General features: G+C 60.3%; 16 protein-coding genes and 1 pseudogene. 14 read left to right on the top strand and 3 right to left on the bottom strand.

Annotation, left to right across the window (positions count from 1 at the left end; genetic code table 11):
• The 5 genes from HCF10_RS25450 to HCF10_RS25430 all read left to right on the top strand — a co-directional run.
• On the top strand, positions 1-225 hold a 225-nt coding region (locus tag HCF10_RS25450), incomplete at its 5' end, for a DUF6124 family protein (RefSeq protein WP_237683180.1).
• A gap of 250 nt (positions 226-475) precedes the next feature.
• Complete coding sequence (locus HCF10_RS25445; protein WP_167656658.1) at positions 476-1,363, top strand: nitrilase family protein; 888 nt, start codon at positions 476-478, stop codon at positions 1,361-1,363.
• 14 nt (positions 1,364-1,377) lie between these two features.
• Positions 1,378-2,547, top strand: a complete 1,170-nt coding sequence (locus HCF10_RS25440) for a hypothetical protein (protein WP_205885878.1) — start codon at positions 1,378-1,380, stop codon at positions 2,545-2,547.
• 295 nt (positions 2,548-2,842) lie between these two features.
• Entirely contained in the window at positions 2,843-4,339 is a 1,497-nt protein-coding gene (locus HCF10_RS25435) for a PAS domain S-box protein (RefSeq protein WP_167656657.1), read from the top strand.
• Positions 4,340-4,471: 132 nt separating this feature from the next.
• Complete coding sequence (locus HCF10_RS25430; RefSeq protein WP_131699979.1) at positions 4,472-4,744, top strand: DUF1652 domain-containing protein; 273 nt, start codon at positions 4,472-4,474, stop codon at positions 4,742-4,744.
• Here HCF10_RS25430 and HCF10_RS25425 read toward each other — a convergent pair.
• Both HCF10_RS25425 and HCF10_RS25420 read right to left on the bottom strand, forming a co-directional pair.
• The gene (locus HCF10_RS25425) at positions 4,707-5,900 is read right to left on the bottom strand and encodes an MFS transporter (RefSeq protein WP_167656656.1); all 1,194 of its coding nucleotides are present in this window, start codon (positions 5,898-5,900) and stop codon (positions 4,707-4,709) included. The genes HCF10_RS25430 and HCF10_RS25425 overlap by 38 nt on opposite strands.
• 76 nt (positions 5,901-5,976) lie before the next feature.
• Positions 5,977-6,285, bottom strand: coding sequence for an RcnB family protein (locus tag HCF10_RS25420; RefSeq protein ID WP_167656655.1), 309 nt, complete (start codon positions 6,283-6,285; stop codon positions 5,977-5,979).
• A 212-nt stretch (positions 6,286-6,497) separates the two neighbouring features.
• Between HCF10_RS25420 and HCF10_RS25415 the strand changes: the two genes are divergently transcribed.
• The 3 genes from HCF10_RS25415 to HCF10_RS25405 are packed head-to-tail and all read left to right on the top strand — an operon-like array spanning position 6,498 to position 9,524.
• Positions 6,498-7,055 (top strand): helix-turn-helix domain-containing protein, encoded by a 558-nt coding sequence (locus tag HCF10_RS25415; protein WP_167656654.1) that lies wholly within the window; start codon positions 6,498-6,500, stop codon positions 7,053-7,055.
• Positions 7,056-7,066: 11 nt separating this feature from the next.
• A complete protein-coding gene (locus tag HCF10_RS25410; protein WP_167656653.1) occupies positions 7,067-8,413 on the top strand; it encodes a glutamine synthetase family protein in 1,347 nt (448 codons plus the stop codon).
• A 13-nt stretch (positions 8,414-8,426) separates the two neighbouring features.
• A complete protein-coding gene (locus HCF10_RS25405) occupies positions 8,427-9,524 on the top strand; it encodes a DNA alkylation repair protein (protein ID WP_131699984.1) in 1,098 nt (365 codons plus the stop codon).
• 39 nt (positions 9,525-9,563) lie between these two features.
• Here HCF10_RS25405 and HCF10_RS25400 read toward each other — a convergent pair whose 3' ends face one another.
• Positions 9,564-10,460, bottom strand: a complete 897-nt coding sequence (locus HCF10_RS25400) for a LysR family transcriptional regulator (RefSeq protein WP_131699985.1) — start codon at positions 10,458-10,460, stop codon at positions 9,564-9,566.
• A gap of 130 nt (positions 10,461-10,590) precedes the next feature.
• Here HCF10_RS25400 and HCF10_RS25395 point away from each other — a divergent pair, with 130 nt between their 5' ends.
• From HCF10_RS25395 to HCF10_RS25370, 6 genes and pseudogenes are all read left to right on the top strand, one after another.
• On the top strand, positions 10,591-12,237 hold the full coding sequence (locus HCF10_RS25395; protein ID WP_167656652.1) for a GMC family oxidoreductase: 1,647 nt from the start codon (positions 10,591-10,593) through the stop codon (positions 12,235-12,237).
• A 65-nt stretch (positions 12,238-12,302) separates the two neighbouring features.
• A complete protein-coding gene (locus HCF10_RS25390) occupies positions 12,303-13,925 on the top strand; it encodes an MFS transporter (protein ID WP_131699987.1) in 1,623 nt (540 codons plus the stop codon).
• 229 nt (positions 13,926-14,154) lie between these two features.
• A pseudogene (locus HCF10_RS25385) lies at positions 14,155-16,105 on the top strand (DNA topoisomerase III).
• A gap of 132 nt (positions 16,106-16,237) precedes the next feature.
• On the top strand, positions 16,238-16,678 hold the full coding sequence (locus HCF10_RS25380; protein ID WP_131699988.1) for a CBS domain-containing protein: 441 nt from the start codon (positions 16,238-16,240) through the stop codon (positions 16,676-16,678).
• Between the two features lie 8 nt (positions 16,679-16,686).
• Entirely contained in the window at positions 16,687-17,550 is an 864-nt protein-coding gene (locus HCF10_RS25375; RefSeq protein ID WP_167656650.1) for an NAD-dependent protein deacetylase, read from the top strand.
• Positions 17,551-18,014: 464 nt separating this feature from the next.
• The gene (locus HCF10_RS25370) at positions 18,015-18,344 is read left to right on the top strand and encodes a hypothetical protein (RefSeq protein ID WP_025854475.1); all 330 of its coding nucleotides are present in this window, start codon (positions 18,015-18,017) and stop codon (positions 18,342-18,344) included.
• The last annotated feature ends 51 nt before the right edge of the window (positions 18,345-18,395 follow it).

The following is an 18,395-nucleotide window of genomic DNA, read 5'->3' as shown; positions in this document are numbered from 1 at the left end:
CCACCCGCCCCAGCACTGCAATTCTTCACCACCACCCCAGACCTCAGCTTCGAAGACGCCCTGGCCCACGCCAGCAGTGTGCTACGTTGCGCCGCCGTTGCCGCACAGACGGCGGGGGATCAACTGGACGGCCCTTCACGCACGCTGGTGCTGTCGGTCATGCACCTGGTGGACATGGCCAGTGTGATGGTTGACCGGTCACTGGAGTGTGTGCAGCCACGCTAAAAGCACAGTGGGTCTCTGTGGCGAGGGGGCTTGCTCCCGCTGGGCTGCGCAGCAGCCCATTGCTTAGCAACGACCTCTCTAACCTAAGGGCCCCACTGCTCGGCATGGTGTTTCAGCACAAACAGCTAACGCAGCGTTAGAGAACTTAACTACAACGCAGCAGGAACCGTCCGACTTCTTTTCGAACATCTCGTGACCTCTTATAAACATCCAACCAACCCTGGTTGCATAACAATAAGAGGTCATCCCCATGAACGAACCAACAAGCCCTGCCCGCGTCGCCGTCATTCAGTTCAACCCCCAGGTCGGTATAGCCAACCGAAGCGACAACCTGCATCAAAGTCTTGTGCTGGCGACTGAAGCAGCCAATGGTGGCGCCAATCTGATCGTGCTGCCGGAGCTTTCCAACTGCGGCTATTTCTTCAGCAGCCGCCAGGACGCGTTTGATCATGCAGAGGCGGTGCCGAGCGGACCGAGTGTGCGGGAATGGATCGATTTTGCCTGCAAGCACCAGGTGTATCTGGTGGCTGGCCTTAGCGAAATCGACGGTATGCAGCTGTTCAACACAGCCGTGTTGCTGGGGCCCAACGGGTTCATAGGCAAATACCGCAAAGCCCATTTATGGAACTTGGAAAAGCTTTGGTTCACGCCGGGGGATACTGGCTTTCCAGTGTTTGAAACGCCGATCGGTCGTATCGGCCTGCTGATCTGCTGGGACATCTGGTTCCCGGAGGTGCCGCGCATTTTGAGCCAGCAAGGCGCCGATATCATTTGCAGCTTGAACAATTGGGTGTGGACACCCCCACCGTTGTTCGATGAGGCAGGAAAGTGCATGGCGTCGTACCTGACGATGACAGCTGCACATGTGAACAACGTATTTATCGCGGCCGCGAGCCGCATTGGTGAAGAGCGAGACGCCCGCTATCTAGGCTGCTCCCTAATTGCGGGGACAAATGGCTGGCCAATCGGTGCCGTGGCTTCGGCCAATCGCCAGGAGATCCTGTTCGCCGACATTGACATCACCAGCGCCCGCAGCGCGCCGATCTGGAACAGCCTCAATGATCTGCAGCGGGACCGTCGCAATGATCTTTATGATCAGATGCTCGGGTATTCCCAACACCCTGCCCTGCCTCGCTGAGAGGAGGGCACATTATGGAAAGGTTATTTACCAAGAAAACACCGATCTGCTCACGGGTGGATATCACAGTGGTTGCACTGGGACTGGTCGCAACCTTGCTCGCGGTATGGGTTGTAGCCAGTCATCGGGGTTCGTGGCCAGGATACAGTGAGATGGTGACGGCCCTACCCCACCCCGCCGCCTGGTTGCGGTGGGTAGTGGGAGATATCAGCGAAGTTGCCTTCTACAAGCATGAACTCGCGTCACTGGGCCTATTGAGTGGTGCCTATCTGGCTTGGTGGGCGAGCAAGCGCGGCAAAGCCTGGCAGGGCTTTTCCATTTGCTATGGCACCGGATTATGGCCTTGGGTGGTGACCAGTTCGTTGATCGGGCTGTTGCTGAGCAACCTGCTGTGGGGTTGGAGCGTTACCGCCGAAACCTGGCAGCCTACGTTTGCGGCGTTTGTTTCATTGCCAGCAGCGATAGTGCTCATGTTTGGCAGCGGTTGGAAGGTCGCCCTCAATGGTGCAGTGCTGGGAGCATTGCTGGTTACTCCATTGTGCTTGTTGATCGTCAATCTGGTGTGTGTGCCACTGGGTTTACCAGCCGTGGTCGGTAATGTGCTGGGCATGGCTATCGGAAGCGTCATCGCATTTGCACTGTGTCGTCGGGTGCCCTCGCTGGTGCGTTCGGACGCTATCGCTCCAGACCGACCGATACCTGTTACCCCGCCCAGTTACGGAGTGTTCTGGAGCCTGCGCCGAGTGCTGGCGGACTTTTCCGAAGCACCCTTTTTTGGAAATGAGTTGGCCAGTCTCGGACTGTTGGCAGGAGTGTTACTTGCCTATGCCCTCAACCCCATGAGCCCGGCTTATGGCTCCGGCCTGCTTTTGCACATGGTAGGAGCGCAGGCACTGACGTCGGCTTTTGGCGTAGTGATCTGGCGCCATCAATGGATAAAGCGGGGTTGGTATCCCACCTATGTACCGTTGGTATCAGTGGTGCCGGCAGCAGTGTTGACCCACGGTGGCAGTTGGATGGTGGTGACTTCAAGTGCATTGCTGGGCGCACTGGTCGCACCGCCGTTGGCCTGTGCAATTGGGGCGAGACTGCCTGCCCATTTTCATCCGTACATTGGCAATGTAGTTTCAATGGCGTTGAGTACGTTGATGATTGTGCCGATCGTAGGTTGGCTGGCAACTTGAAAGGTGTGGTTAGGGGCCCCCCTAACCACTTTTGAACACAACAATAATCGATCAAGCCAACGGCACCCGACGCATCGTCAGCGCCACTCGACCCACAAAGAAACTCAACGCCGCACGCGACAGTTGCTTGGGCGTCACCTCACGGGATCTCTGCTCGGCCTGTGGCTTCAGCTCCTCGTCCTCGCACAAATGCACTACGCCATCTGATGCATTCGCACCCCATGCCGGCCAATTGCTCCGCACTATCCTGACACCGGGCTGTCGTACTTCCATGCGCCTAAAACCCGGAGAAATCATGACCCAGGATGTCCTTGCCAAAGAAACCAACCGCCGCCAACTGCAGCAGATCATCTCCGGGCTGTCCGACGGGATCATCCTGGCCGAGGTCGACCAGACCATCCTCTGGGCCAATGAAGCAGCGCTGACCATGCACGGGGTGACTGAGGTCGCGGCACTGGGCAGCAATACCCGGGAATACGCCGAACGCTTCGCCTTGCGCTATCGCAATAATCATCCCTTGCCCCTGGAGAATTACCCCCTCGCCCGCGCGGCGGCAGGCGATGAATTCAGCGACGTGGTTGTGGAGGTCATGCCCACCTCCGATGAAGAAAAAACCTGGGTGCATCGCCTGCGCAGCCTGGTCATCAGCGACTCCCATGGCACGCCTGAATTGCTGGTGCTGATCCTCAGCGACGCCACCGAATGGGCCAGCGCCGAACAGCGCTTCGAAAAAACCTTCAACGCCAACCCGGCGCCGGCGGTGATCTGCCGCCTCAGCGACCTGCGCTATATCAAAGTGAACCAGGGCTTCCTGGAGATGACCGGCTACAACCGTGACCAGGTGATCGGCCGCTCAGTGTATGAGCTGGACGTGCTGGAGCATGCCGAGCGCAGGGACCTGGCCGTTCAGCGCCTCGGTGAAGGCGCGACCATCCCGCAGATGCAGGCCGAGCTGAAACTGCCCGGAGGCGGCAGCAAACTGGTGATTGTCGCCGGCCAGCCGCTGGACATGAACGAAGAAGACTGCATGCTGTTTTCCTTCACCGACCTGGAGCCACGCCGCAAGGCCGAAATCGCCCTGCGCCAGAGTGAAGAGCGCTTCGCCAAGTCGTTTCGCCTGACGCCGGTGCCCACATTGGTGTGCAGCGCCGACAATCGGCAGGTGGTGGATGTCAACGAAGCATTCATGGCCATGACCGGGTACACCAGTGAAGAGCTGATCGGTAAATCCACCGAAGACATCAACTTCATTGACAGCCAGGAGACAGCCGCCCAGTTGTTCGCCACCCTGGAGAAAGCCGGCAACCTCGATGGCCAGGACCTCAGGGTGCGCAAGAAAGGCAACGAGGTCATCGACTGCGTGGTCTCGGCCGACACGGTCATCATTCAAGATGTGCCCTGCTATCTGCTGGTGATGATGAACATCACCGAACGCAAGCGCTCGGAACTGGAGTTGGTGGCGGCCATCGAGGAAGTGATGCAGGACGCGTCCTGGTTCAGCCAGACCCTGATCGAGAAACTGGCCAATGCCAAGAGCGTCAACAGCCCCAACCTGCCGAACGTGGCCTTCACCGACCTGACCGCCCGTGAGCGTGATGTACTCGGTCTGATCTGCGAGGGCCTGGCCGACAAGGAGATCGCCTCACGCCTGAAATTGGCGCCCAACACCGTGCGTAACCATGTGGCTACGGTGTACTCGAAACTGGGGGTGCATAGCCGTAGCGCAGCGATCGTCTGGGCTCGTGAACGCGGACTGTTTGCCGGTGAACTGCGGGTCAAGAAAAGCCGATAAAAGTGCAAATGCACTAGTACAGTTAGTGCGAATTCGCCTTATCCAGCGCAGTCGCAATCCCTAACCTTCAGGGTGTGAGTACAGGGCTTTTAACCTGTGCCGTCGTAAAAACGACACCTTGAAGGAACCCACATGTTTACACTCTCTCAACTGCGAAATTGCATCGAAGAAGGCCTCGCGCCGCTGACATGCGAGTTCACCCTGTGCCGGGATGCGTCGCTGACCCTCAAGGTCTACGACGCCGACACCGGCCGGGTGGACCTGGTGGTGACGGGGATCAGCACCAACCGGCTGCAGACCCCGCAAGACGTGGAAAAGATGGTGGAAGAACTGCGCTACGAACTGCAAAGCAACAACATGGGCAACGTCACGCTGGAAGACGCGCCTTCAACGACGAACCAATGAAATAGAACACCCCGCCCGCGACGATGAACGCGCCTAACATGTAGAACATGTAGTGGGCCGGCAGGCTGGCCAGCACCAGCCCGCACAGCACCGGCCCCAGCGCAGCCCCCAGGTTGGACAGGTTCTGCGCCCCGTAATACATGCCGCGTAAGTGGTCCGGGGCGATCCGGTCGATAAACATGTATTCGGCCGGGAACACGATGATTTCCCCCACGGTAAATACCGCCATCGCCAGCACCCACCACAGCACGTTGGTGGACAGTGCAAAACCGATCAAGCCCAACATGAACATGCCCAGGCCTGCGATCAGCCATTGGCTGAGGTAGCGGTGGGAAATACGTCGGCCAATCACGTACTGCCAGGCGATCACCAGCACGGCGTTGGTGGTGAGCACGGCGCTGATAACGGTGTAGGTGTATTCAGCACTGGTGGTGGTGACCAGGTACTGCGAGAGGTAGGCGGTGAACTGGCCGAACACCACGGCGCTGAGCACACCCCCGAGGGTGAAGCACACCAGGCGATGGTCACGCAGCAGCACGCGACCAACGGCCAGGAACGGCACCGGCTTTTGCGTGACATCGACGGTCGCCAGGGTGCGATCGCCCCAACGCCAGTACAGCAGGAAAAACCCCGCCCCCAACAGCGCCGACAAGATGAACGGCAGGCTGATGTCCAGCTTGGCCACCATCGCCCCAAAGAACGGCCCGGCGGCATAGCCGATATTGGTCAGTGTGTACTTGATGGAAAACACTTCGCTGCGCGCATCCTCCGGCAGCAAGCTGGCAAAACCGGCCTTTACCGCAATATCGATGACCGCGTAGGCCAGGTTGATCAGGATCAGGCAGCTGTAGAACGCCCAGATGTTCTGCGCCAGCACCGTACCGATAAACCCCAGCCCAAACAGCACGCTCAACCCCAGCAACAACCGATAACTGTTGATGCGGTCGACCAGAAAACCGCCATACACGCTGAGCAGCGAGCCGACGATCAACGAGCTGCCGATCACCAGCCCAACCTGGGTGATGTCGAGGGCAAAGTGGCGGGTGAGGTAGATCACCAGGTAAGGAAAGGTAATCGCCTTGGCCAGCGTCAGCAGCAACGTGGCGGACAACAACAGGTTCACGGCGCGGGGGTAGTTTCTTATTGTGGCAAGCATCCTGCTCTCTTTCTTTGAAGGTAACACGGTCTTGATGGCCGGTTACCTTAACGCAAGAGCCGAAAAAAGACGCGGGTCATTTCTTGACGGGCGTGATCTCCAGGATGGTGCCGTTGGTGGTTTTGAGCAGCACGAACTTATCGCCCACACGGGCCCACTGGCTGTCGGCTTCAGGCTGCTTGAGACCGCGTTTCTTCCAGTCGCTGACCGCCGACTCCTCGCGCATCAGGATGTCCGGGGCACGGTCGCCTTCTTTCAAATCACGGGTATTGATGTTCGAAGGCTGCACGGTTTCCTGGGGGGTATCGCCGGCCTGCACGGCAAAACTGGCGGTGGACAGGCTGGCGGCGGCCAGGACACAGGCGGCTAGGGTTTTGGACTTCATGGGTGCTCCTTCAATGAATGATGCGTACCCAGGTTCCGACCGCGGGCGCATGAAATCATTCAGCCTTCTGAACCTTGATCCCCTGTGATGAGCATCGGTATCTTCACAACTTTTCAGCCCCTGACAAATCTCCCTGTGGCTTACGCGCCTCGCCCATTGCCACCATGAAATAAATCCTGTAATTTTTCATGAAATTATTAGATATAAATTTCATGAACCAGCAAGAAGAACTCGACGCCCTAGCGATCCTGATCCACGACCTGCGCAAGCACAAGAAGCTCACCCTCGCCCAACTCGCACAGAAGATCGAGCGTTCGGTGGGCTTTCTGTCCCAGGTGGAACGCGGCTTGTCGCGTCCGACCGTGGCGGATCTCACCGCCATCAGCCATGCCCTCGATGTGCCCACCACCTATTTCTACAGCCTGTCCAAACCCAAGGCCGTGAGTTGGGTCACCCGCCCCAACGAACGTCGCACGGTGTATTACGCCAACGGCATCACCGACATCCTGGTTTCCCCCAGCATGAAGGGTGCCTTCTCGATGCTCGACAGCCTGCTGGCACCCGGTGCCAACAGCGGTGAACAGACCATAAGCGACCGCGCCGAGCAGGCCGGATTTGTACTGGAAGGCGAATTGACGCTGTGGGTAGAGGGTGAGGCCGATTCGGTCACCCTCGGCCCCGGTGACAGCTTCCACCTGGCCAGTTTCGCCCACTGCCGCTACGCCAACCTGACCGACCTGCCCGCCCGCGTGCTGTGGGTTTACAACTAGGAGCAACACCCGTGAAAAGCCAAGCCTCCACGTTACTGGCCGAAGTACGGACCTTTCGCCAGAACCATCCCGACGTGCGTTATGTCGACCTGATCGCCCTGGACATCCCCGGGCATTTCTACGGCAAGCGCTACCCCATCGAGATGCTCGAAAAGGTCGCCGCCGGCAGCCCCTTGAAGCTGCCGCAAAACGCCGTGCTGCTGGGGGTTCAGGGCGGGCTGTTCAAGATCGGCGACTACTGCTTCCACGACGGCGACCCGGATGCCAACCGTCGCCTGGTGCCCGGCACGCTCAAGCCGGTGAGCTGGGAGTCGCAGCCGTTGGGGCAGATGTTGATCACCTCGGACGGCACCGAAGCGCCGATCGAATTCGAACCTCGCGAAGTCCTGGCCAAGGTGCTGGAACGCCTGCACCACAAAGGCATTCACCCGGTGGTGGCCTTCGAACTGGAGTTCTACCTGTTCGACAAAAAACTCGACAACGGCCTGCCGCAATTCGCCCGCGACCCGCTGAGCAATGACACCGACGACCAGCCCAACCTGCATATCGAACGGCTGTCGCGCTTCAGCGAGGTGCTGGACGATATGGCGCAGACCGCCAAGGACCAGGGCATCGACATCACCGTGATCACCGCCGAGCTCGGCCCCGGTCAGTTCGAGATCAATTTCGGTCACCTCGACGACGGCCTGCGCGCCGCCGACTGGGCGGCCCTGTTCTGCCGCAGCACCCGCGGCGTGGCGCTGAAACACGGCTACCGCGCCAGCTTCATGGCCAAGCCTTACCTGCAATTTCCCGGCAGCGGCATGCATTTGCATGTCAGCCTGTATGACGGCGCGGGCAACAATGTGCTCGCGGCGCACCAGCAGCAACCGCTGCGCCACGCCGTGGCCGGTTGCCTGGAATTGTTGCCCCATTGCATGCCGATCTTCTCGCCCAACCACAACGCCTTCCGTCGGCTGGGCGGTACGGTCAACGCCGCGACCCGCGCCAGTTGGGGGTTTGAAGACCGCGATGCGTGCGTGCGCATCCCCGATTCCGACCCGCGCAACCTGAGGATCGAACATCGCCTGGCCAGTGCCGACGCCAACCCGTATCTGGTGCTGGCGGCGATCCTGGTCGGCCTTGAGCATGGCCTTGAAGCCAAGCGCGAACCTATCGCGCCACTGAACGAGGACCGCAGCAGCGGCACCGACTTTCCCGTGGAAATGCTCGATGCCGTGCGCGCCATGCAGCATCAGCCAGTATTGCGCGATAAGCTGGGCGCTGAATTTATCGACGTGTACTGCGAAAACAAACGCCAGGACCACCTGGCCTTTCAACAAGAGATCAACGCGCGGGAATACCGCTGGTTTCTCTAACCCTGGAATAACGATGACCGAACAAAGCGCCCCGGCCCTCAAGGAAATCTTCAACGTCGAACGCCTGCAACACATCGCCAGCGAAATGACGGCGGTGTACCCGGCGTTCGACGCCAAGGGGTTTCTCAAGCATGCCAAGGCCGGGCTGGCCGAGTTGTCGGTGATGCAGCGTATGGCGCGGGTCAGCGAAAGCCTGCACGCGGTGATCCCGCTGGACTATGCCCAGAGCCTCAAGCTGCTTTACGCCCTGGCCCCGCGTCTGAACAGCGGGTTTGTCAGTCTGTGCCTGCCGCACTATGTGGCGAGCTACGGCCTGGATGACTTCAAGCGCTCCATGGCCGCGCTCAAATACTTCACCACCTTTGGCTCGGCTGAATTCGCCATAAGACACTTCTTGCTCCACGACTTCGAACGCACTTTGGCGGTCATGCAAACGTGGTCGCTGGATGACAACGAACACGTGCGCCGCCTCGCCAGCGAAGGCTCGCGCCCGCGCCTGCCGTGGTCGTTTCGCCTGGCCGCGGTGCAGGCTAACCCCGAGCTGTGTGCGTCGATCCTCGACAACCTCAAGGCCGACAGCAGTCTCTACGTACGCAAATCCGTGGCCAACCACCTCAATGACATCACCAAGGACCACCCGGATTGGGTACTCAGCCTGATCGAAGGCTGGAACCTGCATAACCCGTACACCGCCTGGATCGCCCGCCATGCGCTGCGCAGCCTGATCAAGCAGGGCAACACCCGCGCGCTGACCATCATGGGCGCCGGCGCCAAGGCCGAGGTGAAGCTCCATGACCTGAGCGTGACCCCGGCGGTGATCACCCTGGGCGAGCGGATCACCCTGTCGTTCAACCTGGAATCCACCGCTGCCACTGCGCAAAAGCTGGTGGTGGACTACGCCATCGACTACGTCAAAAGCGCCGGGCACAGCGCGGCCAAGGTGTTCAAGCTCAAGGCGTTTACGCTCGGCGCAGGTGAACAGCACAGCCTGCGCCGCGAGCAGCATATTCGCGCGTTGACCACGCGCAAGCACTATCCCGGCAGGCATACGGTGCATGTGTTGGTGAACGGGGAGCGATTGGGCAGTGCGCAATTCGAATTGCGCGATTAACCCGATGTCACCCACACCACAGATCACTGTGGGAGGGTTTCATCCGTTGGATTCGCCGAGCAACAGTGGCTGCTCCCGCGCGCACAACTCCACCACGTAATCCCACAACACCCGCAATCGCACCGACTTGTGCAGTTCCCGGCGCGAGCTGATCCAGTAACTGCGCTGGATCCCCTCCCCCGGCAGCAACGGCACCAGCTCCGGGTCGCCCGACGCCATGAAGCACGGCAACACCGCAATCCCCAAACCGGAGCGCGCGGCCTGGTGTTGGGCGATGACGCTGGTGCTGTGGAACACCACCTTGGGGTTACGGCAGAAACTGCTGAGGAACTTCAATTCCTGGCTGAACAGCAGGTCGTCGACGTAATCGATCCATGAATGGGCCGCGAGATCTTCGCGTTTTTCAATCGGTGGGGTGCGCGCCAGGTAGGCGCGGCTGGCATAGAGTGCCAGGCGGTAATCGGTGAGTTTACGCGTGACCAATTGACCGACGCTGGGGCGTTCGAGGTGGATGCTGATTTCCGCTTCGCGGTTGAGGATGCTGACGAAGCGCGGCACCGCCACCAGTTCCACTTCCAATCCAGGGTAGCGGTCGAACAGCCCGCCCATGCGCCCGGCGAGGAACATCACCCCCAACCCTTCGGCCACCCCGAGGCGGATCTTGCCCAGGGGCGCAGCGGAGTGGGTCAGTTCGTCCTCGGCCAGCAGCGCGACGTTTTCCATGGCTTCGGCGTGTTTGAGCAGGGCTTCGCCGGCAGGGGTCAGTTCGTAACCCTGGGCGTGCTGCACGAACAGCGCGGTGCCGAGGCTCTTCTCGATGGCTTCGATATGCCGGGCCACGGTGGCATGCGTGGTTTTCAGGCGCTGCGCGGCGGTGAGCAGGCGACCGCTGCGCTGCAACTCAAGAAAATACCGCAGGTCATTCCAGTCGAACATGTCGCCTCCATTGCATGAGCCCCAGGCAGCGCTGTTTAAAAACGCACAGCAGCTGGGTAAAAACTAACATTTTTAAGACGAAAACTAACAACTAGGATGGAGCCAATAAGAAAAACAAGCGAGACCTCAGATGCCCATTGCAGCTGCTGAATACGATTATGTGGTAGTAGGCGCCGGCCCCGCAGGCTGCCTGCTCGCCAATCGACTGTCCGCCAACCCCGCCCACCGCGTGCTGCTGCTCGAAGCCGGTGGCCGCGACAACTACCCCTGGATCCATATCCCCGTCGGCTACCTGTTCTGCATTGGTAACCCACGCACCGACTGGTGCTTCAAGACCGAAGCCCAGGAAGGCCTGCAAGGCCGTGCGCTGAGTTACCCACGGGGCAAGGTGCTCGGTGGCTGCTCCTCCATCAACGGCATGATCTACATGCGCGGCCAGGCCCAGGACTACGATGGCTGGGCGGCGGCAGGCAACGATGGCTGGGCCTGGAAAGACGTGCTGCCTCTGTTCAAGCAGAGCGAAAACCACTTTGCCGGCAGCTCGGAATTCCACAGTGACGGCGGCGAATGGCGAGTCGAGCAGCAGCGGCTGCATTGGCCGATCCTGGACGCCTTTCGGGACGCCGCAGCGCAAAGCGGCATTGCCACGATCAGCGACTTCAACCAGGGCGATAACGAAGGCTGCGGCTACTTCCAGGTCAACCAAAAGGCTGGAGTGCGCTGGAATGCAGCCAAGGCGTTTCTCAAACCGATCCGCCAGCGACCCAATCTCACCGTGCTGACCGAAGTCGAGGTGGACCGCGTGGTGCTGGAAAACGGCCGCGCCTCGGCCGTGATCGGGCGTCAAAACGGCCAGCAAGTGCGCTGGAAGGCGCGCAAGGAAATCGTGCTGTGCGCCGGCTCCGTGGGCTCGCCGGGCATCCTGCAACGCTCGGGGATCGGCCCGACCAGCGTGCTCAAGCCGTTGGGCATCGATGTGCTGCATGAACTGCCGGGCGTCGGCGGCAACCTGCAGGATCATCTGCAATTGCGGCTGATCTACAAGCTGGAAAACGCCCGCACCCTGAACCAGATCGCCGGCACCGTATGGGGCAAGATGGGCATGGGCCTGCGCTACCTGTACGACCGCAGCGGCCCGCTGTCGATGGCGCCCAGCCAGCTCGGCGCGTTTGCCCGCTCGGGCCCGGAACAGACCTCGGCCAACCTTGAATATCACGTGCAGCCGCTGTCCCTGGAGCGCTTTGGCGAACCGCTGCACGGGTTCCCGGCGTTTACCGCCTCGGTCTGCGACCTGCGCCCGCAAAGCCGTGGCCGCATCGATATCCGCTCGGCCAACCCGGCGGATGCGCCGCTGATCCGGCCCAATTACCTCAGCCATCCGGAAGACTTGCGGGTGGCCGCCGACGCTATTCGCCTGACCCGACGCATCGTCGCCGCACCGGCCCTGAGCCAGTTCAAACCGGTGGAATACCTGCCCGGCGACGCGCTGCAAACCGAAGAGCAACTGCATGAAGCCGCCGCGCGTATCGGCACGACGATCTTCCATCCGGTCGGCACCTGCCGCATGGGCAGCGATAAAGACGCGGTGGTCGACGCCCAGTTGTGCGTGCATGGCGTGCCCGGCCTGCGTATCGCCGATGCCTCGGTCATGCCGCGCATTACCTCCGGCAATACCTGTTCACCCACGCTGATGATCGCGGAAAAAGCCGCGCAGCTGATCCTTTCGCCGAACACAAGGAGTCTCGCCCCGGAGAAAGAACTGGTTCATGCAATCTGAATAGCGGCGCCAACCCTGGCGCCGACAGTGGAACAACAATAAATAATCACTGTGAGGGCTTCCCGATGTCAGAACATGCTCAACCCCTGGGCTCGGCGACCAACGCGAGCACCGGTAACGAATCAAGAAAAGTCATCTTCGCCTCGTCCCTGGGGACGGTGTTCGAGTGGTATGACTTTTTCCTCTACGGCGCCCTGGCGGCGGTGATCAGCAAACAGTTCTTTGCCGGGGTCAACGACACCACGGCGTTTATCTTTGCCTTGATGGCCTTTGCGGCCGGCTTTGTGGTGCGGCCCTTCGGCGCGCTGGTGTTCGGCCGCCTGGGCGACATGATCGGGCGCAAGTACACCTTTCTGGTGACCATCATTTTGATGGGCGTGGCGACCTTTTGCGTCGGCCTGTTGCCGACCTACGCCAGCATCGGTATCGCGGCACCGATCATCCTGATCGTACTGCGCATGCTGCAAGGCCTGGCCTTGGGTGGTGAATACGGCGGCGCAGCCACTTATGTGGCCGAGCATGCACCGGCCGGCAAACGCGGCCTCAACACCAGCTGGATTCAATCCACCGCGACCCTCGGTTTGCTGCTGTCGTTGCTGGTGGTGCTGGCATGCCGGTACTTTACCGGCGATCAGTTCGAAGTCTGGGGCTGGCGTATTCCGTTTCTGTTTTCCATTGTGCTGCTGGGTATTTCCACCTGGATCCGCATGAGCCTGCACGAGTCGCCGGCATTCCTGAAAATGAAAGAGGAAGGTAAGTCCAGCAAGGCGCCGATCCGTGAGTCCTTCGGTAAATGGGAAAACCTCAAGGTGGTGCTGATCGCGCTGTTCAGCATCAACGGTGGGCAAGCGGTGACGTTCTACGCGTCGCAGTTCTATGTGCTGTTTTTCCTCACGCAGTTCCTGAAGATGGACCCGGCCCTGGCCAATATGCTGCTGATCATCAGCGTGGTGATTGGCGCGCCGTTCTTCGTCTTCTTTGGCTGGCTGTCGGACAAGGTCGGGCGCAAACCGGTGCTGATGCTCGGCCTGCTGCTGGCCACCGCGCTGTACTTCCCGATCTTCAAGGGCCTGGCGCACTACACCAACCCGGCGATGGACCAGGCCAGCCGCCAGGCACCGATCACCGTGCTGGCCGACCCGGCCACCTGTACCTTCCAGTTCGATCCGGTAGGCAAGGCGAAATTTGACAGCCCGTGCGACAAGGTCAAGACCTTCCTGGTCAAGCAAGGCCTGCCGTACAGCAGCGCCGCCGCCCCGGCCGGCAGCCCGGTGCAGGTCAGCGTGGGTGAAGTGCGCATCGACGGCTTCGACGAGGCCGCGCTGCGCGGTGCAGTGACCCTGGCCGGCTACCCGACTTCTGCGGATGTGGCCCAGGTCAACAAGGTCATGGTGGTAGTGCTGATCGTGGTGCTGATCCTGATCGCCGCCATGTGCTACGGCCCGCTGGCGGCACTGATGGTGGAACTGTTTCCGACGCGTATTCGCTACACCTCGATGTCCCTGCCCTACCACATCGGTAACGGCTGGTTTGGCGGGTTCCTGCCGACCGTGTCGTTTGCGCTGGTGGTGTACACCGGGGATATCTTCTATGGCTTGTGGTACCCGGTGGTGGTGACGGGGGTGAGCCTGATTGTCGGATTGTTCTGCCTTAAAGAAACGCGGCATGTGGATCTCGACAACAATTAAACCGATCTCCTGAACACAGGAGATCCCTTGTGGGAGGGGGCTTGCTCCCGATAGCGGTGGTTCAGTCACAGCTGCGTTGACTGATATGGCGCTATCGGGAGCAATCCCCTTCCCACATTTATTCCGGCAACGCTTACACGAATTGCTGTACATCCATACAGATAACAGTTGCTCAAATCCCTCTGACTGAGCATCCTGCAAAGCATCAACCCGATCTGATGTGATGACCATGCGGCTGTACCTCTGTGAAAAACCCTCCCAGGCCAAGGACATTGCGGCCGTGCTCGGCGCCAGTCGCCGCGGCGACGGTTGCTGGTTGGGCAATGGGGTCACCGTCACCTGGTGCATCGGCCACCTGCTGGAAACCGCCCCGCCCGACGCCTACGACGCCAAATACAAACGCTGGGTACTGGCCGACCTGCCGATCGTCCCGGAAAAATGGAAGATGCTGGTCAAGCCCAAGACCGCCAGCCAGTTCAAGGCCGTCAAGCGCCTGCTGGGGGAAGCCCAGGAACTGGTGATTGCCACCGACGCCGACCGTGAGGGCGAGATGATCGCCCGCGAACTGGTCGAGCATTGTCGCTATCGCGGGCCGATCCAGCGGTTATGGCTGTCGGCACTGGACGATGCCTCCATCCGCAAGGCCCTGGCGGCACTCAAGCCAGGCGCCGAAACCTTCAGCCTGTACCACTCGGCCCTGGGCCGCTCCCGCGCCGACTGGCTGATCGGCATGAACATGAGTCGCCTGTTTACCCTGCTGGGGCGTCAGTCGGGGTATCAGGGCGTGCTGCCGGTAGGCCGGGTGCAAACACCGACCTTGCGCCTGGTGGTGGACCGCGACCGCAGCATCGCCGACTTCGTACCCGTGGCTTACTGGGCCATTGATGTGGACCTGCGCCACCCATCCATGACGTTTACCGCACAATGGCGCGCGACCGAGGATGCCTGTGACGACCAGGGCCGCTGCCTTGACCCGCAGTTGGCCCGGGACGCTGCCGACGCCATGACCAACGCCGCCAGCGCGCGGCTGATCAAGCTGCGCACCGAACGCATGCGCGAGGTGGCGCCCCTGCCCTTCGACCTCGGCACCCTGCAGGAAATCTGCTCGAAGAAGCTCGGCCTCGGTGCCCAGGAAACCCTGGATATCGCCCAGTCCCTGTACGAAACCCACAAGGTCATCACCTACCCGCGCAGTGACTGTGGCTACTTGCCGTTGAGCCAGCACAGTGAGGCGCCGAAGATCCTCGCCGCATTGGGCCGTGCGGATGCGGCAGTCAATGAGTTGATGCCGCATATCGATCCCCTGCGCCGCTCACGGGCCTGGAACGATGCCAAGGTCAGCGCGCACCACGGCATCATTCCCACCGGCGCCGGCAAGGACGTTGGCCAACTCACCGGCAAGCACCGTGCGGTCTACACCCTGATTCGCGCGCGCTACCTGGCGCAGTTCCTGCCCAACCATGAATACGATCGCACCCAGGCGGACTTCGACTGTGCGGGCCAGGCGTTGCGCGCGGTGGGCAAAGTGGTGCTCGAGCCGGGCTGGAAACGTGCCTTGCCCGAAGCCCTGGCACCGGCAAAGGGCCGCGAAGCACCGGCACCCCAGGCCTTGCCGACACTGGTGCAAGGCCAGGATTACGCGGTGGCCAAGGTCAACCTCAAGGACCTGTGGACCCAACCGCCCAAGCCCTTTACCGAAGGTGACCTGATCAAGGCGATGAAAAACGTCGCCAAGCTGGTGGAAGACCCGCTGCTCAAGCAAAAGCTCAAGGACACCACCGGCATCGGCACCGAGGCCACCCGCGCCGGGATTATCCAGGGCCTGCTCGACCGCGGTTACCTGGTGAAGAACGGCAAGGCGCTGTCGGCGACCCCGGCAGCCTTCAGCCTGATCGACGCGGTGCCCCGTGCCATCGCCGACCCTGGCACCACCGCGATCTGGGAGCAGGCGCTGGACATGGTGCAAAGCGGCGAGATGAGCCTGGAAGAATTCGTTGCCAAGCAGGCGGCGTGGATGAGCAAGCAAGTGGCGCGTTGCAACGGCATGCGCATGACCATCACCGGGCCGGCCAGCCCGGCGGGTCGAGGTGCTGCGCCGTGGAAAAAGAAACGCAAGGCCGCCCCCCCGCAAGGCAGCCGGCACGACCAAACGCGCCAAAAAGCCGGCGAATGCAGGATGAAAAGTGAAAAAATCCTGTGAATGACGTTTTTCGACGGGTTTAACGCCGCTTTGGTCCTTGCAGCGCCGCAGCCCGTCTAGGATTCTGTAGGGAACTTGCTGACTTCCTAACAACAACACCGGAGTGGCCGCCATGAAGACCGTTGCACAATTGCTCAAAGCCAAGGACCAGAAAAACCAGGACGTTCACACCATCCAATGGGACCACACTGTGTTTGAAGCGCTGGTCCGGATGTCGGAGAAAAACGTCGGGGCCTTGCCGGTGGTCAAGGAAGGCGCGGTCGTGGGGATCATCAGCGAACGCGATTACGCACGCAAAATCATGCTCAAGGGGCTGTCGTCGGTCACCACAAAGGTCCACGAGGTGATGAGTTCCCCTGTTATCACCGTCGATACCCACAAAAGTGTCGAAGAGTGCATGAACATCATGACCGACAGCCACCTGCGCCACCTGCCCGTGGTCGAAGACGGCAAGCTGCTTGGCCTGCTGTCCATCGGTGACCTGGTCAAGGAAGCCATTGCCGAACAGGCTGACCTGATCAGGCAGTTGGAGCAGTACATCCGCGGCGAATAGGAGACACCATGCTCGACACGCTGGAACATCAGGAAGATCACCTCGATACCCTGCACCGCGCCATGGCCGAACGGCGCTTCCTGGTGTTGACCGGTGCAGGCATCAGCACGTCGTCGGGGATCCCCGACTACCGCGACAGCGAAGGCGTGCGCCGGGGCAAGGCGCCGATGATGTATCAGGAATTCCTCGCCACCGCGCAGGCGCGGCGCCGCTATTGGGCACGGGCGATGCTGGGCTGGCCGAGGGTACGTATCGCGCAGCCGAACAATGCTCACCGGGCATTGGCGACCCTGCAACAGCGCCAGCACATCACCGGCCTGATCACGCAGAACGTCGACACCCTGCATGACCAGGCCGGCAGCCACGATGTGATCGAACTACACGGCAGCCTGCACCGGGTACTGTGCCTGGATTGCCAGCTGCACAGCACGCGCGATGTGATCCAGCGGCAGATGGAAGTCGATAACCCGTACCTGGCGCAAGTCCATGCGGTACAGGCACCTGATGGTGACACCTTGCTCGACCCCGCGTTTGAAGAGCGCTTCCAGGTCCCCCACTGCCCCCATTGCGAGGGTGAACGACTGAAGCCGGACGTGGTGTTTTTTGGCGAGAACGTCGCGCCAGCGACGGCGGCCAGGGCGATGGCGGCGGTAGCGCATGCCGATGGGTTGCTGGTGGTGGGTTCGTCGCTGATGGCTTACTCCGCATTTCGCCTGTGCAAGGAGATGGTCGAACAGGGCAAGCCGGTGATCGCCATCAACTTGGGCAAGACCCGGGGTGATGAGTTGTTGCAGGTAAAGATCGAAACCTCGTGCGAGCAGCTTCTGCCCTTGCTGGCAGAGCGCCTGCAGTCAACTCCTCCTCAGCCATAGCGACCGTCCAGCGCAAAAAATGACGCTCAAGTCACGCACCTGCCGTATCTCCCCATACCCACGGCGAATTATGTAGTGATCAAAAATAATCACTACATAACCGTTGACGTAACCTTTTTGTCCTTGCATGATCTAGACGTCTCCCGGATCGGGAGCGTTGGTAACAAGCGTTTTGAACAAGCTCGTCTGACCGCCGAGCTGTTTTTTCCGGATGTGCACTGCCCACAAGGCAGATTGATGAAGCTGACCGGCCCGCAAGGATCGGTACAAGGCGCTCAAACGCGACTTGTCTTCGTTATGAAACCATTGCGTAGCAGTTCATCAGCAAGACTACATGCATCAGGTTCAAGACCCTGCCCGTATTCGGCAGACCGTCACTGACGCCCGGTTTTCCAAGCCGGAGACAACTAAGCAGTTTTAACGGAATCAACTGATAGATCGCCAACTGGTCAAGGGGCTTACACATGAATCTGAACAACCAACCAACTATCGATGAATTGGCTGAGATGTTCGCAGCGCAGAAAGACACACTCGACGACCATATCCTGTGGATTGGCAAATCGGGCGAAGTGCAAATTGACTGCCTGGCGCCCCATACCGAAGAAGCCGAGTTCGACCGCAATAACCGTGAACTGGCGGCGCGCCTGAAGATGTACCGCCGTGGCCAGGGTTATGTCGGTAAGAAAGCCGCGGCCGATCGCAACTTTATCGAGCAAGTGTTCCACACACTTAATACCGAATGGCAGAACCTCAAAGGCCAATCGCAAGTTAAAGTGATTGATAGATACTGCTGATAACAGTGCACCTTTAAATTTAAGCCCGTTCGTTTATTCGAGCGGGCTTTT

It is taken from the genome of Pseudomonas sp. B14(2022), from assembly GCF_012030485.1.
Taxonomy (GTDB): domain Bacteria; phylum Pseudomonadota; class Gammaproteobacteria; order Pseudomonadales; family Pseudomonadaceae; genus Aquipseudomonas.
This window is presented reverse-complemented; position numbering and strand designations above follow the sequence as displayed.